The organism is Erwinia aphidicola, assembly GCF_024169515.1.
Taxonomy (GTDB): Bacteria; Pseudomonadota; Gammaproteobacteria; order Enterobacterales; family Enterobacteriaceae; genus Erwinia; species Erwinia aphidicola.
The window spans coordinates 2,289,231-2,306,034 of record NZ_JAMKCQ010000001.1 but is presented as its reverse complement, the minus strand read 5'-3'; the positions used below and the strand labels follow the sequence as shown (position 1 = coordinate 2,306,034).

Here is a 16,804-nt window from a genome sequence, read left to right as displayed (position 1 = left end):
GCCGTTAATCCGTGTAACACCCTAACCTAATTAAGGCACAACAATGAAGCGTCTCTCTCTCAAGACATGGAGTCTGGGCGTCAAACTTTCGGTACTGACCTCGCTTGGCGTGGCGGTCCTGTTCCTCGTGTTAACCCTGGCGCTCAGCCACAGCGCCGCGAAGCAGGTTCATACGCTGACCCTGAGCGATATGGAAAACCAGGTTAACGGCATCGGCGATATGGCGGGCATGTTCAACACCACGCTGGCTGAAGAGGTGAGTAATTACACCGGGCTGTTCCAGAGCTTCCTGCCAAAGCGTTTTACGCTGGATGAATCCCAGCAGATTGTCGTCGGGGCGCAACCCACGCCAACGCTGCGCGCCGGGCTGCGCACCCTCAACCTCGACCAGGTACTGGTGGATGACTTTCAGGAGCGCACCGGGGCGATTGCCACTATCTTTGCCCTGACCCACGATAACGAGTTTATGCGCGTTTCAACCTCGCTGCGCAAAGAGAACGGCGATCGGGCGATCGGCACCCTGCTTGACCACAGTAGCCCGGCCTGGCAGCCGGTGCAAAAAGGGGAAATCTTCCGCGGCGTGGCCCTGCTGTTTGGCAAACGCTATATCACCCAGTACCAGCCAGTGCGCGATGAGGCGGGCCGGGTGATTGCCATTCTGTTCGTCGGAGTGGATATCAGCAAGCAGTACGCGGCCATCCGCCAGAAAGTGCTGGCGAAACATCTCGGCGACAGCGGATCGTTCTTCGTGCTGAACCGCGCGGCAGGGAAACAGTACGGCCAGTATCTTTTCCACCCGACGCTGGAAGGGAAGCGGCCCACGCTGCCGCAGGCGATCCAGCAGCAGCTGCTGAACCAGCCTCAGGGCCGGCTGGAAACCCTGGATGAACACGGCGACCCGCAGATCCTCGCCTGGCAGTATCTGCCGGAGTGGAATTGGGTGGTGGTGGCGCAGGTCAATAAAGCCAGCCTGCTGGCCCCGGTTCAGCAGACGCGCAATCTGTTCCTGCTGATCGGCAGCGCGATGGTCCTGGTATTCGCCGTGACGTTTGTCTGGGTAACACGCCGCTGGCTGAGCCAGCCGCTGCAGCAGGTGATCGCCCTGGCACGCCAGTATGCCGCCGGCGATCTGCGCTCGACGCTGAACACTCGGCGCCAGGATGAAGTGGGCCAGCTGATCGTGGCGATTAACGGTATCGGCGAGGGACTGGAGCGGGTGGTGGCGCAGGTGCGCCATGCGGCCGATGAGATCGCCAGCGGCACCGAGGCGATTGTCGCCAGCAGCGGCAATATCAGCGAGCAGATCACGCGCCAGGCCAGCAGCGTCGAAGAGACCTCGGCCAGCATGGAACAGCTCGGCGCCACCGTGGCGCAAAACGCCGGTAACGTGACTCAGGCGCTGCAGCTGGTGGGTGAGGCGGCCTGTGCCGTCAGCCTCGGCGATAATACCGTTAGCCGCTCCGTCGCCACCATGTCGGATATCAAAACCGCCTCGCAGAGCATTGCCGATATTACCCAGGTGATTGAATCGATCGCCTTCCAGACCAATATTCTGGCGCTCAATGCGGCGGTTGAAGCGGCGCGCGCCGGGGAAAACGGCAAAGGCTTCGCGGTGGTGGCGGCCGAAGTTCGCTCGCTGGCACAGCGCAGCGCGCAGGCGGCAAAAGAGATCGAGGGGCTGATTGCCAACTCGCTGAGCAAAGTGGTGCAGGGGCATGAACTGTCCGAACAGACGCGCAGGGCGATGGATAACATCACTGCCAGCATCGGCCAGGTGAAGACGCTGATGAGCGAAATCAATATCGCATCGCAGGAGCAGACGACCGGGATCGGCCACGTCAATCTGGCGATGGCGCAGATCGGCCAGGCTACCCACCAGAACAGCGAGCTGGTGACACACTCCGAGCTGACCGCGCAGGAGCTGAGCCGCAAGGGGCACCATCTGAGCGAGCTGGTGAAGGTGTTTAGCGTGAAGTGATGATTGTGGCGTACACTGATATTCAGACTGTTTTGAGATGAATATCATGCGCCAGATACCTGCTCTGCTGGTCGCGCTGCTGCTGACGGGCTGCAGCGCGCTGAATACCACGCCACAACCGCCGCCTGCGGCAACGTCGCAGGCCCAGGAGATCACCCGCGCGCAGAGCGGCACCCTGCCGCGCCTGGGCACCATCAGCGCGACGGTGCGCGGCTCCCCGGACGATGCCGAGCGTGAGCTGGCCGCGAAAGCCAACGCCGCAGGTGCCACTTACTATCTGATCCAGATGGTCAGTGAGACCGTGGCGCCGGGCATGTGGTACGGCTCAGCCATTCTTTACGGCCCGTCAGCTGCCGCCGCTGGCGCGCAGTAGCAGGCGCTGACAGACCTTTTCCGTCAGCAGATAACCTGACTGCGGATCTAACTGCTGGCGGCACCACGCATCCGCCAGCGGTGGGTCGAGATGGCGCAGCACCTGCTCCGCCGTTGCCAGAGTGAATAAACGCTCGACCAGCTGCCGCGCCTGCGCTTCCTGCGGGCGCTTCAGTGCCTGCCGCAGCTGGCGCCAGCGCTGGTCAAAGTAGCGGCTCTGCCCTTTCACACCGTCAAAACCGGCCTCAAGCTGCTCCAGCACTGCAGGCTGCTTCGCCAGCACGCGCAGCACGTCGAGGCACATCACATTGCCCGATCCCTCCCAGATGCTGTTGACCGGCATTTCACGGTACAGCCGTGGTAGCTCACTCTCCTCGCAGTAACCAATCCCGCCGAGGATCTCCATCGCCTGCGCGACAAATCCCGGCCCGCGCTGGCAGACGGCAAACTTGGCGGCGGGCGTCAGCAGGCGGCAATAGCTGCGCTCGCCGGCCGTGGCGGGCTGGGACCAGGCGCGCGCCAGCCGCATCAGCACGGCAGTTTGCCCTTCCAGCAGCAGCGCCTGCGCGCACAGCTGCTGGCGCATCAGCGGCTGTTCGATCAGGGTTTTGCCCTGCACCTGGCGCTGGTGAGCATGATAGAGCGCCACGGAGAAGGCGCGGCGCATCAGGGCGTGGCTGCCGAGCGCGCAATCAAAGCGGGTGTAGCCGCCCATTTTGAGGATCTGCCGCACGCCCTCGCCCTCTTTGCCTATCAGCCAGCCGCTGGCGTGGCGAAACTCCACTTCACCGCTGGCGTTGGAGCAGTTACCCAGTTTGTCCTTCAGGCGCTCGATCTGCACCGCGTTACGCGTATTGTCCGGCAGCAGGCGCGGCAGAAAGAAGCAGGAGAGCCCGCCCGCCGTCTGCGCCAGCACCAGATGCGCATCGCTCTGCGGCACCGAGAAGAACCATTTGTGCCCCACCAGCCGGTAGGCTTCGCCCGGCCCGCGCTGCGCCAGCGGTTCTGCCCGCGTGGTGTTGCTCAGCACGTCGGTACCGCCCTGCTTTTCCGTCATCCCCATGCCGATCAGCAGCCCGCGTTTTTGTTCGCCGCCGCGCAGATGGGGATCGTAGCGGTCGGAAAGCAGCCCGGGCAGCCAGTGCTGATAAGGTGGCGGCAGGGATTTTTGCAGCAGCGGAATGGCGCCGAAGGTCATGGTTACCGGGCACAGCGTGCCGGCTTCCACCTGCGCATGCAGCAGAAAACGCGCGGCGCGCGCGACGAACGCGCCCGCTGGCGCATCCGGCTGCCACGCGAGGTTGTGTACGCGGTTGGCGCACAGCCCCTGCATCAGCAGGTGCCATGCCGGGTGAAAACGCAGTTCGTCAAGCCGCTCGCCGCGGGCATCATAGCGCAGCAGTTCAGGAGGATGACGGTTCGCCAGCCGCCCCAGTTCGAGCGATTCGGCGCTACCCAACTGCTGACCGACGGACGCCAGGCGCTCGCTGTCCCAGCCAGCGCCTTCACGCTGCACGGCCTCAAGCAGGGGAGTATCAGAGAGAAACAGATTGCTGTTGCTGAGCGGTCGGGGCTGATTAAAAACGCGATGAGTTTTCCAGTCCATTGCGGCATCCTTTTCTGACAAGCCAGAGGAAAGGATAGGACGGACAGAGGAGAATGCTGGGGCGCAGGTCACGCCCCGGACAATTTACTTCACGCTGCGCTGACGCACCGCTTCAAACAGGCAAACACCGGTGGCGACGGAGACGTTCAGCGATGAAACGCTACCCGCCATTGGGATACTAATCAGTTCGTCGCAGTGCTCACGCGTCAGTCGGCGCATGCCTTCGCCTTCCGCGCCCATCACCAGCGCCATCGGGCCGGTCATTTTGCTCTGGTACAGAGTATGGTCAGCTTCGCCAGCCGTTCCGACGATCCACACGTTGGCCTCCTGCAGCACGCGCATCGTGCGCGCCAGGTTGGTCACGCGGATCAGTGGCACGTGCTCTGCTGCGCCGCTGGCGACTTTTTTCGCCGTGGCGTTAAGCGCCGCGGAGCGATCTTTGGGCACGATGATGGCGTGAACGCCAGCAGCATCAGCGCTGCGCATGCAGGCCCCGAGGTTATGCGGGTCGGTGACGCCATCAAGGATCAGCAGAAACGGGTTATCCAGGCTGGCCAGCAGGTCCGGCAGATCGCCTTCCTGATACTGACGGCCCGGCTTGACGCGCGCGATGATGCCCTGATGCACGGCACCTTCAGATTTAGCGTCCAGCATCTGCTTGTTGGCAACCTGGATAACGATGCCCTGTGCTTCCAGCGCTTTTACCAGCGTCTGCAAGCGGCGGTCTTCACGCCCTTTCAGGATAAATACTTCCTGGAAACGCTGCGGGTCGCTGTCGAGCAGCGCCTGCACGGCGTGGATACCAAAAACAATTTCACTCATGGTTCAGGATACTCAAATGTCATATTCATTTAGTGGGTGACCGAAGCAGGCTGACCGAAAAAGAGGGTCAGCCCCTACGAAAAACAGGTTACCCCGTTTCGCTGCATCGCCCGGATGCGATTAGGCGTCGTCGGTCTTCTTCGCGCGCTTAGCGCGCGTGGCGCCAGGTTTACGGGTTTTATCCGACGGCTTACGCGGTTTCTTCTCTTTGTTTGCCGCAGGGGTATTTTCTGCCCCTTTGGCCGGGCGGAAGGCGCTGTCCGGCTCGAAGTTGGCACCCTTGCGCGGTGCGCGACGACGGCTGCCGCTGTTTTTCGCCGCACCGCGTTTTTCACGCTCGCGCTCGGTTTTGCCTTCGCCACGCGGCTTACGGCTGCTTGAGATCAGCGCGAAGTCGATCTTACGCTCATCCATATGCACCGCCTCAACGCGGACTTCAACAGTATCGCCCAGGCGATAGGTACGACCGCCGGATTCACCGATCAGGCGCTGGCCGATGGCGTCAAAGCGGTAGTAGTCATTGTCGAGCGTCGAAACGTGTACCAGACCATCGATGAACAGATCGGTCAGGCGCACGAAGAAGCCGAAGCCGGTGACGCTAGAGATCACGCCGCTAAAGGTTTCCCCGACCTGATCCTGCATAAAGTCGCACTTCAGCCAGTCGGCAACATCACGCGTGGCTTCATCGGCGCGGCGTTCGGTCAGCGAACAGTGCTGGCCAAGCTGCAGCATCTGCGGCATTTCGTAATGGTAGCCGCCGGTTGGCGTGGTGTTACCCTGCAGGGTGCCCGCTTCTTTCGCCAGCAGATACTTGATGGCGCGGTGCAGCAGCAGGTCCGGGTAGCGGCGGATCGGCGAGGTGAAGTGCGCGTAAGAAGCCAGCGCCAGACCGAAGTGGCCACGGTTTTCCGGGTCATATACCGCCTGCTTCATTGAACGCAGCAGCATAGTTTGCAGCATTTCGTGATCCTGACGACCGGCGATCTGGCTCAGCAGCGCGGAGTAGTCCACCGGCTGCGGTTTGTCGCCGCCCGGCAGCGTCAGGCCCAGCTCATTCAGCACCGAGCGGAAGCTCTTGATGCTCTCATCACCTGGACGGTCGTGATCGCGGAACAGCGCCGGTTCGTTGTTTTTCTCAACGTAGCGGGCTGAAGCGATGTTGGCGAGGATCATGCACTCTTCGATCAGCTTGTGCGCATCGTTACGCGATACCTGCTCGACGCGCTCAATGCGGCGGTCGGCGTTGAAGACAAATTTCGCTTCTTCGGTCTCGAAGGAGATACCGCCACGCTGCTCGCGCGCTTTTTCCAGCGCCAGATACATGCGGTGCAGCTCTTCCAGATCTTTCACCAGCGGCTGGTACTGCTCGCGCAGTTCCTGATGCCCCTGCAGAATGTTCCACACCTTGTTATAGGTCAGGCGGGCGAAGGAGTTCATCACCGCTTCGTAGTGTTTGTAGCCGGTCAGCTTGCCGGTGGAGGAGATAGTCATCTCACACACCATACACAGACGGTCAACTTCCGGGTTCAGCGAGCAGAGGCCATTTGACAGCACTTCCGGCAGCATCGGCACCACCTGGGAAGGGAAGTAAACCGAGGTACCGCGATTCACCGCTTCGTCATCCAGCGGGGTACCCGGGCGCACGTAGTAGCTGACGTCAGCAATCGCTACCCACAGGCGCCAGCCGCCGCCGCGCTTACGCTCGCAGAATACCGCATCATCGAAGTCGCGGGCGTCTTCGCCATCAATAGTGACCAGCGGCAGATCGCGCAGGTCAACGCGGCCCTGTTTCGCCTCTTCCGGCACTTCTTCGCTAAGGTGAGCAATCTGTTTTTCCAGTGCTTCCGGCCATTCGTGTGGAATATCATGGGTGCGCAGCGCCATATCGACCGCCATGCTGGTGCCCATGTTATCGCCGAGCACTTCCACCACTTTACCGACGGCTTTACTGCGGCGGGTTGGGCGCTGAGTCAGCTCCACCACCACCACAAAGCCCATGCGCGCACCCATCAGCTCTTCAGCCGGGATCAGGATGTCGAAGCTCAGGCGGCTGTCATCCGGGACGACAAAGCCAACGCCGGAGTCGGTGAAGTAACGGCCAACAATCTGTGCGTTACGCGGCTCAACCACGCGCACTACGCGGGCTTCGCGGCGGCCTTTACGGTCGGCGCCCATCGCCTGCGCGAGGATCATATCCCCGTGCATGCACATTTTCATCTGTTCGGCAGAGAGGTAGAGATCGTCTTTGCTACCTTCAATGCGCAGGAAGCCGAAGCCGTCGCGGTGGCCGATAACCTTGCCTTTCAGCAGATCAAGGCGCTCCGGCAGCGCGTAGCACTGGCGGCGGGTAAAGACCAGCTGGCCATCGCGCTCCATGGCGCGCAGGCGGCGGCGCAGCGCTTCGATCTGCTCTTCGCCGCTGATATCTAACTCTTGCGCCAGCTCTTCACGGCTGGCCGGCTTTTCGCGTTTGTCCAGATGGGCAAGAATGAACTCGCGGCTTGGAATGGGGTTTTCGTACTTTTCAGCTTCTCGTTCCTGAAAGGGATCGTGTGACATCGAGGTTCCTCCGTTGTCAGCTGCTGAATGAAGGTCGTTCATTCAGCAAAATTTTGTAGAGCGGATGGTTGTCTTCAACCAGATCGGCCAGGGTGTATTGGTCCAGTTCACGCAGAAAACTCTGGACGGCGTCATGCAGCGCTTTTTTCAGGCGGCAGGCAGAGGTGATGTGGCAGAAATCGCTGTGGCAGTTCACCAGCTGTAGCGGTTCCATATCGCGCACCACCTGACCTATCACTATTTCTTCAGCAGGCCTACCCAGTCGGATACCGCCATTCTTACCGCGCACGGCAGCAACATAGCCAGCACGACTAAGTTGATTGATTATTTTGACCATATGATTACGTGACACGCCATAAGTGTCCGTGACTTCGCTGATACTGGTCATCTGGCCTGCCGGAAGCGTGGCGAGATAGATCAGCGCACGTAAACCATAATCTGTAAAACTGGTCAGCTGCAAGAAAACCTCAGAGAGTTCACCGCGGTTGTTGCGATCGTCCGCTTAAGAATGGGTGTGATTAGCAATGATAATAAACCAGCCTCAGCGATTGGGGCCATTTTATTTATCATGACAGCAGAGGGGAACGGCGGATAACCGGTGCTGGATAAAAGCTGGCCGGGCATTGCCCGGCCTGAAACTGAATTATGCGTCAAACGGGTCGCGCAGAATCATGGTTTCACTGCGGTCCGGGCCGGTAGAGATAATATCAATCGGCACTCCGGTCACTTCTTCAATGCGCTTGATGTAGTCGCGCGCTGCCTGCGGCAGGCCATCCAGCGTTTTCACCCCGAAGGTGGTCTCAGACCAGCCCGGCATGGATTCGTAGATTGGCTCAATGCCTTCCCAACCCTCTGCTGCCAGCGGGGTGGTGGTCACTTCGCGGCCATCCGGCATGCGGTAGGCTACACAGATTTTTACCTCTTTCAGGCCATCCAGCACGTCCAGTTTGGTCATGCAGAAGCCAGAAAGGGAGTTGATCTGCACCGCGCGGCGCACGGCAACCGCATCCAGCCAGCCGGTGCGACGACGACGGCCAGTGGTGGCGCCAAACTCGTTGCCCTGCTTGCACAGGAACTCACCGGTTTCGTCGAACAGCTCGGTGGGGAATGGACCTGCACCAACGCGCGTGGAGTAGGCTTTGACAATGCCCAGCACGTAATCAACGTAGCGCGGACCAATACCCGAACCGGTTGCCACGCCACCTGCGGTGGTGTTGGAAGAGGTTACGTACGGATACGTACCGTGGTCGATGTCCAGCAGCGTACCCTGCGCGCCTTCGAACATGATCAGGTCGCCACGCTTGCGCGCGCCGTCCAGCAGTTCAGAAACGTCAACCACCATGCCCGTCAGGATATCGGCAATCGCCAGAGTATCCGCCAGCACTTTGTCGAAGTCGACTGCCTCTTCTTTGTAGAAGTTCACCAGCTGGAAGTTATGGTAATCCATCACTTCTTTCAGCTTCGCCGCGAAGGTTTCTTTGTTGAACAGGTCGCTAACACGCAGGCCGCGACGGGCAACTTTATCTTCGTAGGCCGGGCCGATACCACGACCGGTGGTGCCGATCGCTTTCGCGCCACGGGCTTTCTCACGTGCCACATCAAGGGCAACGTGATATTCAAGGATCAGTGGGCAGGCTTCTGAAATGAACAGACGTTCGCGTACCGGGAAGCCACGATCTTCCAGACCTTTCATCTCTTTCATCAGCGCGGCAGGCGACAGAACAACACCGTTGCCGATGATGCTGGTGACGTTTTCACGCAGGATGCCAGATGGAATTAAGTGGAGGACGGTTTTCTCACCGTTGATGACTAGCGTGTGGCCAGCGTTATGGCCACCCTGATAGCGCACTACGTATTTAGCGCGTTCTGTCAGAAGGTCAACAATCTTACCTTTACCTTCGTCACCCCATTGGGTGCCCAGTACGACGACGTTCTTACCCATTTTCAAAATCACCGATTGCTTAAAAAAGGATTCTACCATCGTCATTTTAGTCTTTCAGCTGTTTTAGCATACGATTGCGGACTTTTTTGCCAAAGTGCGCGACATCACCCGCAGCGTTAAGCCTATGCCCCGTTCGCGCGGCTGAGCATGTAGTAGATTACTGCGCCTGCCACCACCAGCCCACCGCCAACCCGGCGCAGCAGTCCATCGGGCATGTTTGCCATTGCCAGAATCATCCGCCGCCACAGCTGCGGATAGAGCACCGGGCCTAACCCCTCGAACACCAGCACCAGCCCTAACGCCATCCATACAGTTGTATTCATTATTGTTACTCGCCGCTTCGCCTGGAAAATCCCATAAAAAAAGGGCCGGAGAACCGGCCCTTCGCACGTTATAGCAGATTATTAGCGCGTGGAGGAAGACGGACTTTTCATAAAGCGGAAGAAGTCGCTATCCGGGCTCAGCACCATCACATCCTGATTGCTCTTGAAGCTGTTGTCGTAAGCACGCAGGCTACGCATAAAGGCGTAGAAATCCGGGTCCTGACTGAAAGCATCAGCAAACAGCTTGGCCGCTTCGGCATCACCTTCACCCTGCGTGATCAGAGCCTGACGGCGGGCTTCTGCCAGCGTACGTTCAACTTCGTAGTCGGCCTGAGCACGCACTTTGGCGGCTTCTTCCGCACCCTGAGCACGCTGGCTACGGGCAACGGATTCACGCTCGGCACGCATACGCGCATAGATCGCATCAGACACTTCGGTTGGCAGGTTGATCTGCTTGATGCGCACGTCAACCACCTGGATACCCAACGCCGCCATACTGTTCGGGTTGATAGCCGGTTCGTTGCTGTTGGTCTCGCTCTCAACGCGCTTAGCCACAGAGGCAATCGCATCGTCTGCTGCTGGCGTAGCCACTTCATCATCCGCACCCGCACTACCGGTGTTCAGCGCATCGCGCACATCGGTGGTCAGACGGCCACGGGAATCGGTGACGATATCTTTCACGTCCAGACGCCCAATCTCAGAACGCAGACGGTCGCTGAACTTACGTTTCAGCAGCACTTCGGCCTGAGAAATATCACCGCCGCCGGTGGCGAGGTAATAACGGCTGAAGTCGCTGACGCGCCATTTGATATAGGAGTCAACAATCAGGTCTTTCTTCTCTTTGGTGACGAAGCGGTCGGCCTGGTTGTCCATAGTCTGGATACGCGCATCAAGTGACTTCACAGATTCCAGGAATGGGATCTTGAAGTGCAGGCCTGGCGCATACACCAGCGGTTTATTTTCATCATCGCGCAGAACTTTACCGAAGCGCATCACAATGCCGCGCTGGCCTTCCTGCACCACAAACAGTGACGCGTACAGCACCACCAGCACAACAATCAATAGTACGATTAATGGCTTACGCATCGATTACTCTCTCCCTTCGCGCTGGCTATCGTTACGCTGAGCATTCACCCGGCGCTGATCCATGATGTCGTCCGGACTGAACGACGAACTGCTGCTGGCGCGCTCGCTGCTGCCTGAAGCGGGTGGCAGACGCAGCAGGCTGCTGCTTCCGCTCTGGTTATTGCCGGATGCCGCGCCACTCTGGCCGCGCATCAGCTGATCGAGAGGCAGCACCATCAGGCTGTTGCCTTTATCGTTAACCAGTACCTTACGCGTGTGTGACAGAACACGTTCCATGGTTTCGATATACAGACGCTCGCGGGTGATCTGCGGTGCGGCTTTGTATTCCGGCAGGATACGCGCAAAGCTGTCGACTTCACCCTGGGCTTCCAGCGTCACGCGGGACTTGTAGGCACGAGCCTGCTCAAGGATACCCTGCGCATCACCACGGGCGCGCGGCAGCTTATCGTTGGCGTAGGCTTCGGCTTCACGTACCGCCTGCTCACGGTTCTCACGTGCGGCAATGGCATCATCGAATGACGCTTTAACGTCTTCCGGTGGGCGCGCCGTCTGGAAGTTAACGTCCAGCAGGGTAATACCCATATCGTAAGGGCGAATTGTCTCTTCCAGCTCGCGCTGGGTTTCGCTACGCACCACGGTACGCCCTTCGGTCAGAATTCGGTCCATGGTCGAGCGACCAATCACGCCACGCAGGGCGCTGTCGGTTGCCTGACGCAGGCTGTCATCGGCGCTGGTCACCGCGTACAGGTAGCGTTCCGGATTGGTGATGCGGTACTGCACGTTCATCTCAACGCGCACCACGTTCTCATCCGAGGTCAGCATGGTGCCGGAAGCAGAGAGCTCGCGCACCGCCTCCACGTTCACCGCACGTACCTGATCGACAAAGGTCGGTTTCCAGTTCAGACCTGGCTCGACCAGATGGCTAAACTTACCGAAGCGTGTCACCACGCCGCGCTCGGCTTCTTTGATGGTGTAGAAGCCGCTACCGGCCCAGATCACCACCACGGCCACGGCCACGATGCCAACCAGACGCCCGCCGCTGCCCGGCTTGCGCGGTGCGCTGCCGTTACCTGACCCGTCACCGCCGCTTTTTTTGCCACCGCCCAGTCCACCAAGCTTATTGCTCAGCTTACGGAAGATATCATCTAAATCAGGAGGCCCCTTATCGCGCCCTCCTTTATTTCCCCCAGAGTTGCCGCCTTGATTATTGCTGCTTCCCCACGGGTCGCGGTCCTGTCCGTTATTCCCGGGCTGATTCCACGCCATGTTTATACTCCATTAATTGTGTGTGCGGTGGTATCCCAAGCCGGGATACGCGTGTCAGGCAACATCAGTCAAACAATGTAATCCACCAGCGTCGGTTCCTGTTTGCACAGTCGGCGCCAGTCGACGATCGGCATGCGCACGTGTAATCCCACGCTACCGTCCTCTTCATTCCACTCTTTTTCTATCGCCTGCAACTGGTAAAAACGGCTACGCAGCCGCCCTGCAGCCGGCGGTAGACGTAAATCATACTGCGCAATCTCACCGGCCAGGCGCTCGGTCAGCGCCTGGAACAGCAGCGGGATGCCCTCTCCACTTTGGGCGGAGAGCCAGACCCGGATTGGCAGGTTCTCTTCATCACGGTCGATGCGCGGGACGAAACCGTCAAGCATATCGATTTTATTCATCACCAGCAGGCTGGGGATTTCATCGGATTCAATCTCTTCCAGCACTTCGTTTACCGCTTCGATGTTCTCATCGACCCGCACGTCCGCTGCGTCAATCACGTGCAGCAGCAGCGCGGCCTCGCGGGTTTCCTGCAGCGTGGCTTTAAACGCGGCCACCAGGTCGTGCGGCAGGTGGCGAATAAAGCCTACGGTATCGGCCAGCACCACTTCGCCCACATCCACCACGTCAACGCGGCGCAGAGTCGGATCGAGGGTAGCGAACAGCTGGTCGGCCACGTAAACCTCGGACGTGGTCAGGCGGTTAAACAGTGTGGATTTACCGGCGTTGGTGTAACCCACCAGCGATACGGTCGGCACATCGGCCTTGTTGCGAGCCTGCCTGCCCTGCTCGCGCTGTTTCGAGACGCGCTCAAGGCGGGAGAGGATCAGAGTAATGCGATTGCGCAGCAAGCGGCGGTCGGTCTCCAGCTGGGTTTCACCCGGCCCGCGTAAACCGATACCGCCTTTCTGGCGCTCAAGGTGCGTCCAGCCGCGCACCAGCCGCGTGGCCAGATGGCGCAGCTGCGCCAGCTCAACCTGTAATTTACCTTCATGGGTGCGCGCACGCTGGGCAAAAATATCGAGGATCAGCCCGGTGCGATCAATAACGCGGCACTCGCACAGCGCTTCAAGGTTGCGCTCCTGCGCTGGACTCAGGGCGTGATCGAACAGCACCACGGTGGCACCGCTCTCTTTTACCGCTTCGGCGATTTCGACAGCTTTTCCTTCACCGACAAAATATTTGGGGTGTGGCGCTTTGCGGCTGCCAGTGACAACGCGCAGCGCTTCTACGCCAGCAGAAGAGACCAGGGTTTCGAACTCCTGCAAATCTTCCGTATCTCTGTCTTGCGAGAAATAGATGTGAACCAGTACGGCCTGCTCACCGGCATCATAACGGTCAAACAAACTTAAAACCTCTCAGTACCTTGTTAAACCTGCTACGCGTTGGGGCCATACAGCGTTAATACCAGATTCAAAATGCGCGTCCAGCTTGCCAGACGGCGTTTTTATGATCCCACCCAACCGGGGTGAGATGAGGAAATCAGCGATAGTTCTCTTGTTTAATTCTTGTTCATTATTCGAGTATCATCGCCAGGACGGGGAACCTGAATGCCAAAGACTCCCCGTCGTGGAGGGACAGCCACGCTACTTATTCAGCATCTTCACTGTCTTGTGAAGGCTGAGAAGACGCCCCCTGGTTACTGCCACTATGATGATAGTTGCTGCTTCCGCCACCCGTGTTGTTACTGTGGTGGGAGACCGGACGGGACGGAACAACGGTAGAGATCGCGTGCTTATACACCATCTGGCTAACCGTGTTTTTCAAAAGAATAACAAATTGGTCAAACGACTCGATCTGGCCCTGAAGTTTGATACCGTTTACCAAATAAATCGAAACCGGAACACGTTCGCGACGCAGTGCGTTCAAGAACGGATCTTGCAATGATTGCCCCTTAGCCATTCTATCTTTTCCTTATATGCTTGTTGTTTGTAACTTAAGAACCCTGCGGTTCGAAATACGACGTAAAAATTTGCGCAAGAAAACAGACCAATTGTACACAATCACCCATGCTTCGCACTAAGAACCTGTAACACTTGGGAGTACGCCGCTTCAGGCTGTTCGCTGTCAAGCCAGTGAACGTCCTTCCAGCCGCGTAACCAGGTTATCTGGCGCTTAGCTAACTGCCGGGTTGCGCAAATCCCCCGATAAACCATGTCATCGTAATCAATTTCACCGGATAAAAATGACCACATCTGGCGATAACCAACACAACGAATGGAAGGCATGTCCGTATGCAAATCACCTCGTGCAAAGAGCGCCCGAGCCTCCGCTTCAAATCCTGACGCCAGCATCTGATGAAAGCGCTGCTCAATTCGTTGATGGATCAGCTCGCGGCTCGCGGGTGCGATGGCGAACTGGGCAACATCATACGGCAGAGCTTCGCCCGATGTTTTTGTCAGTTCCGTTAAAGTTTTACCCGAAATAAAAAAAACTTCCAGTGCTCGCGAGAGTCTCTGGGGATCATTCGGATGAATACGACGTCCAGCAACGGGATCTACATCACATAACTGGCGGTGAAGTGCTTCCCAGCCCTCTTCACTCGCCATCTGCTCTATACGCTGACGTACCTCTGGATCCGCCGAGGGCAACGGCGACAATCCTTCCAGCAACGCCTTGTAATAAAGCATGGTGCCACCAACAAGCAACGGAATATTCCCACGTTGGGTAATTTCCGCCATTTCAGCCAGCGCATCGCGACGAAACTCAGCGGCTGAATAGGTTTCAGCCGGGTCGCGGATGTCCAGCAAACGATGGGGCGCAAGCGCCAGTTCTTCGGCAGAAGGCTTGGCGGTGCCAATATCCATTCCGCGGTAGATCAGCGCCGAATCAACACTGATTAGCTCAACCGGTAACGCCTGACGTAATGCAATCGCCAGTGCGGTTTTGCCGGAGGCCGTCGGCCCCATCAAAAATATTGCCTTAGGCAGGCCAGCCGTGGATTGTTCACTCATGCTTCAGGGCATTCATCGCCGTCGCAAGATCGACATCTTGCAGTAATCCAGAAGGTGGCGATTTCACCAGTTGCGGGCAGAGTCGTTCGACTTCAGCCAGCAGGGAGATCGCCTGCGAGTGATTCCAGTGCTGATGTTCAGAGACCGCCTGGCGCGCTAACCACTGCGCCGTCTGGCTGACTGAAACATCCTGCTGCCGGGCCAAATACCCTAACATTTCTGGAATCAAGTTTTGTAAATTTTGTTGGCGTAATGGTAAAGGCACGGCGCGCAGCATCACATGATGGCCGTCAAACTGCAGGTCGATACCCATCTGGTTTAATAAAGCCGCGCTGCTGCTACCCGCCTCTCGTTCCGCCTTCTCCAGCTTCAGCCGGACCGGAATCAGCAGCGGCTGCGGTTTTAACGCCTCGTTGCCAGGGTCGAGCTGCGCCTGCTTTAACCAGCGCTCCGCCACCGCTAACGCCACCAGCGCCAGCCCTCTCTTCCCTTCGACCAGCGCATACTGCTGCTCTACCACCGTCAGCACGCGGCCAAAGCTGTGAACGTGGGCGCCGAGCGGTGGCTCTTTTACCGGCTGCGCAGCAGGCTCTTCGCTGCGGGCGGGCGCTGGGGTTTTCAGCAGCTGCTGATACACCGCACCTTCCCGTTGCTGATAGGTCGGAGGCAGCGGCGGCGGCCTGCTGCTGCCCCCCCCTCCGCCACCCGACGCTGCCGCCGGGCGCGGCGCCGCTGCCGGTGCCGGCGTGGCGAAGTGATTGCCGCCTGCCGCCTGGCGGTTTTCCGGCTGCCAGCGTTCAGCGGGCGCGGAATCGGTCACGTCGGGCAGGCTTTCCGCACCGGTTTCCTGTAGCGCGCTGACCACGCCCTGATAGATAAAATCGTGCACCAGCCGCGACTGATGGAAGCGCACTTCGTGTTTCGCCGGATGCACGTTGACATCCACCTGGTGCGGATCGATCTCGAGATAGAGTACATAAGCGGGCTGATGCCGATCGCCGAGCTTATCCTGATAGGCCTGGCGGATGGCATGATTGATCAGGCGGTCACGCATCATACGCCCGTTGACGTAACAATATTGCAGCTCAGGCAGCGCTTTCGACCCGACCGGGTCGGCGACCCAGCCGTGCAGGCTCAGCTCGCCGTGCTGCCACGCAATTTTGAGTGCATGGGTCTGGAAAGCGGTGCCGCAGATCGCCCCTAAACGGCGCTCGCGCTGGCTGTTATCGCTGACGCCGCGGTACTGGCGCATCAGTTTGCCATTGTGGCTGAGGGAGATCGCCACATCAAAGCGTGCCAGCGCAATACGGCGGATCACTTCATCAATATGGGTAAATTCGGTTTTCTCGGTGCGCATAAATTTACGCCGCGCCGGGGTGTTATAGAACAGGTCCAGCACTTCCAGGGTAGTGCCGACCGGGTGCGCGGCCGGTTTCACCGTGACGCTTTGATCGCGCCCTTCAGCATAGGCCTGCCAGGCTTCACTTTGCGCCTCGGTGCGCGAGGTCAGCGTCAGGCGTGAAACCGAACTGATACTGGCCAGCGCTTCACCACGAAATCCGAGGCTGATAATCGCTTCAAGGTCATCCAGCGTGGTGATTTTACTGGTGGCGTGGCGCGCTAAGGCCATTGCCAGCTCGTCTTTACCTATGCCACAACCGTTATCGCGAATGCGGATCAGCCTGGCGCCGCCCTTCTCGATATCAATGTCGATGCGCGTGGCACCGGCATCCAGGCTATTTTCCACCAGCTCTTTGACTACCGAAGCCGGGCGTTCAACCACCTCTCCGGCGGCAATCTGGTTAGCAAGCTGTGGCGGTAATACCTGGATGGGCATGATGTATCCTTGAGTTCGTTTTGGCACGGGCCGATCGGAAAAAAAGATCGGCCCCT

14 protein-coding genes are annotated in these 16,804 nt (G+C 58.8%); 2 read left to right on the top strand and 12 right to left on the bottom strand.

Translation table 11 applies throughout. The annotated features are described in order from the left end of the window. Nucleotides 1-43 precede the first annotated feature (43 nt). Together J2Y91_RS10570 and bsmA are read left to right on the top strand one after the other, a co-directional pair. Nucleotides 44-1,978 carry a methyl-accepting chemotaxis protein gene (locus J2Y91_RS10570; protein ID WP_253538162.1) on the top strand — a complete coding sequence of 645 codons (1,935 nt, stop codon included), beginning with the start codon at nt 44-46 and terminating at the stop codon, nt 1,976-1,978. A 46-nt stretch (nt 1,979-2,024) separates the two neighbouring features. Continuing rightward, complete coding sequence (gene bsmA, locus J2Y91_RS10565) at nt 2,025-2,351, top strand: biofilm peroxide resistance protein BsmA (RefSeq protein ID WP_048917430.1); 327 nt, start codon at nt 2,025-2,027, stop codon at nt 2,349-2,351. Here the strand turns inward: bsmA and J2Y91_RS10560 are convergent. The 12 genes from J2Y91_RS10560 to mutL form a co-directional block, all read right to left on the bottom strand. Beyond that, nucleotides 2,325-3,956: an isovaleryl-CoA dehydrogenase gene (locus J2Y91_RS10560; RefSeq protein ID WP_253538159.1), complete on the bottom strand. Its 1,632-nt coding sequence runs from the start codon at nt 3,954-3,956 to the stop codon at nt 2,325-2,327. The genes bsmA and J2Y91_RS10560 overlap by 27 nt on opposite strands. An 84-nt stretch (nt 3,957-4,040) precedes the next feature. Continuing rightward, entirely contained in the window at nt 4,041-4,778 is a 738-nt protein-coding gene (gene rlmB, locus J2Y91_RS10555) for a 23S rRNA (guanosine(2251)-2'-O)-methyltransferase RlmB (protein WP_253538156.1), read from the bottom strand. Between the two features lie 120 nt (nt 4,779-4,898). Then, complete coding sequence (rnr, locus tag J2Y91_RS10550; protein ID WP_048917396.1) at nt 4,899-7,337, bottom strand: ribonuclease R; 2,439 nt, start codon at nt 7,335-7,337, stop codon at nt 4,899-4,901. A gap of 16 nt (nt 7,338-7,353) precedes the next feature. Then, nucleotides 7,354-7,797, bottom strand: coding sequence for a nitric oxide-sensing transcriptional repressor NsrR (nsrR, locus tag J2Y91_RS10545; RefSeq protein ID WP_048917397.1), 444 nt, complete (start codon nt 7,795-7,797; stop codon nt 7,354-7,356). Between the two features lie 183 nt (nt 7,798-7,980). Next, entirely contained in the window at nt 7,981-9,279 is a 1,299-nt protein-coding gene (locus J2Y91_RS10540; protein ID WP_133625131.1) for an adenylosuccinate synthase, read from the bottom strand. 122 nt (nt 9,280-9,401) lie between these two features. After that, on the bottom strand, nt 9,402-9,602 hold the full coding sequence (locus J2Y91_RS10535) for a DUF2065 domain-containing protein (RefSeq protein WP_048917398.1): 201 nt from the start codon (nt 9,600-9,602) through the stop codon (nt 9,402-9,404). 81 nt (nt 9,603-9,683) lie between these two features. Further along, entirely contained in the window at nt 9,684-10,688 is a 1,005-nt protein-coding gene (gene hflC / locus J2Y91_RS10530; protein ID WP_048917399.1) for a protease modulator HflC, read from the bottom strand. Between the two features lie 3 nt (nt 10,689-10,691). Next, entirely contained in the window at nt 10,692-11,954 is a 1,263-nt protein-coding gene (hflK, locus tag J2Y91_RS10525) for an FtsH protease activity modulator HflK (protein ID WP_048917400.1), read from the bottom strand. A gap of 68 nt (nt 11,955-12,022) precedes the next feature. Beyond that, a complete protein-coding gene (hflX, locus tag J2Y91_RS10520; protein WP_099753547.1) occupies nt 12,023-13,303 on the bottom strand; it encodes a ribosome rescue GTPase HflX in 1,281 nt (426 codons plus the stop codon). Between the two features lie 244 nt (nt 13,304-13,547). After that, complete coding sequence (gene hfq / locus J2Y91_RS10515) at nt 13,548-13,859, bottom strand: RNA chaperone Hfq (protein ID WP_048917402.1); 312 nt, start codon at nt 13,857-13,859, stop codon at nt 13,548-13,550. Between the two features lie 101 nt (nt 13,860-13,960). Beyond that, the gene (miaA, locus tag J2Y91_RS10510) at nt 13,961-14,911 is read right to left on the bottom strand and encodes a tRNA (adenosine(37)-N6)-dimethylallyltransferase MiaA (RefSeq protein WP_048917403.1); all 951 of its coding nucleotides are present in this window, start codon (nt 14,909-14,911) and stop codon (nt 13,961-13,963) included. Beyond that, complete coding sequence (gene mutL / locus J2Y91_RS10505; protein ID WP_133624869.1) at nt 14,904-16,748, bottom strand: DNA mismatch repair endonuclease MutL; 1,845 nt, start codon at nt 16,746-16,748, stop codon at nt 14,904-14,906. The genes miaA and mutL overlap by 8 nt, the downstream gene beginning before the upstream one ends. Nucleotides 16,749-16,804: the final 56 nt, after the last annotated feature.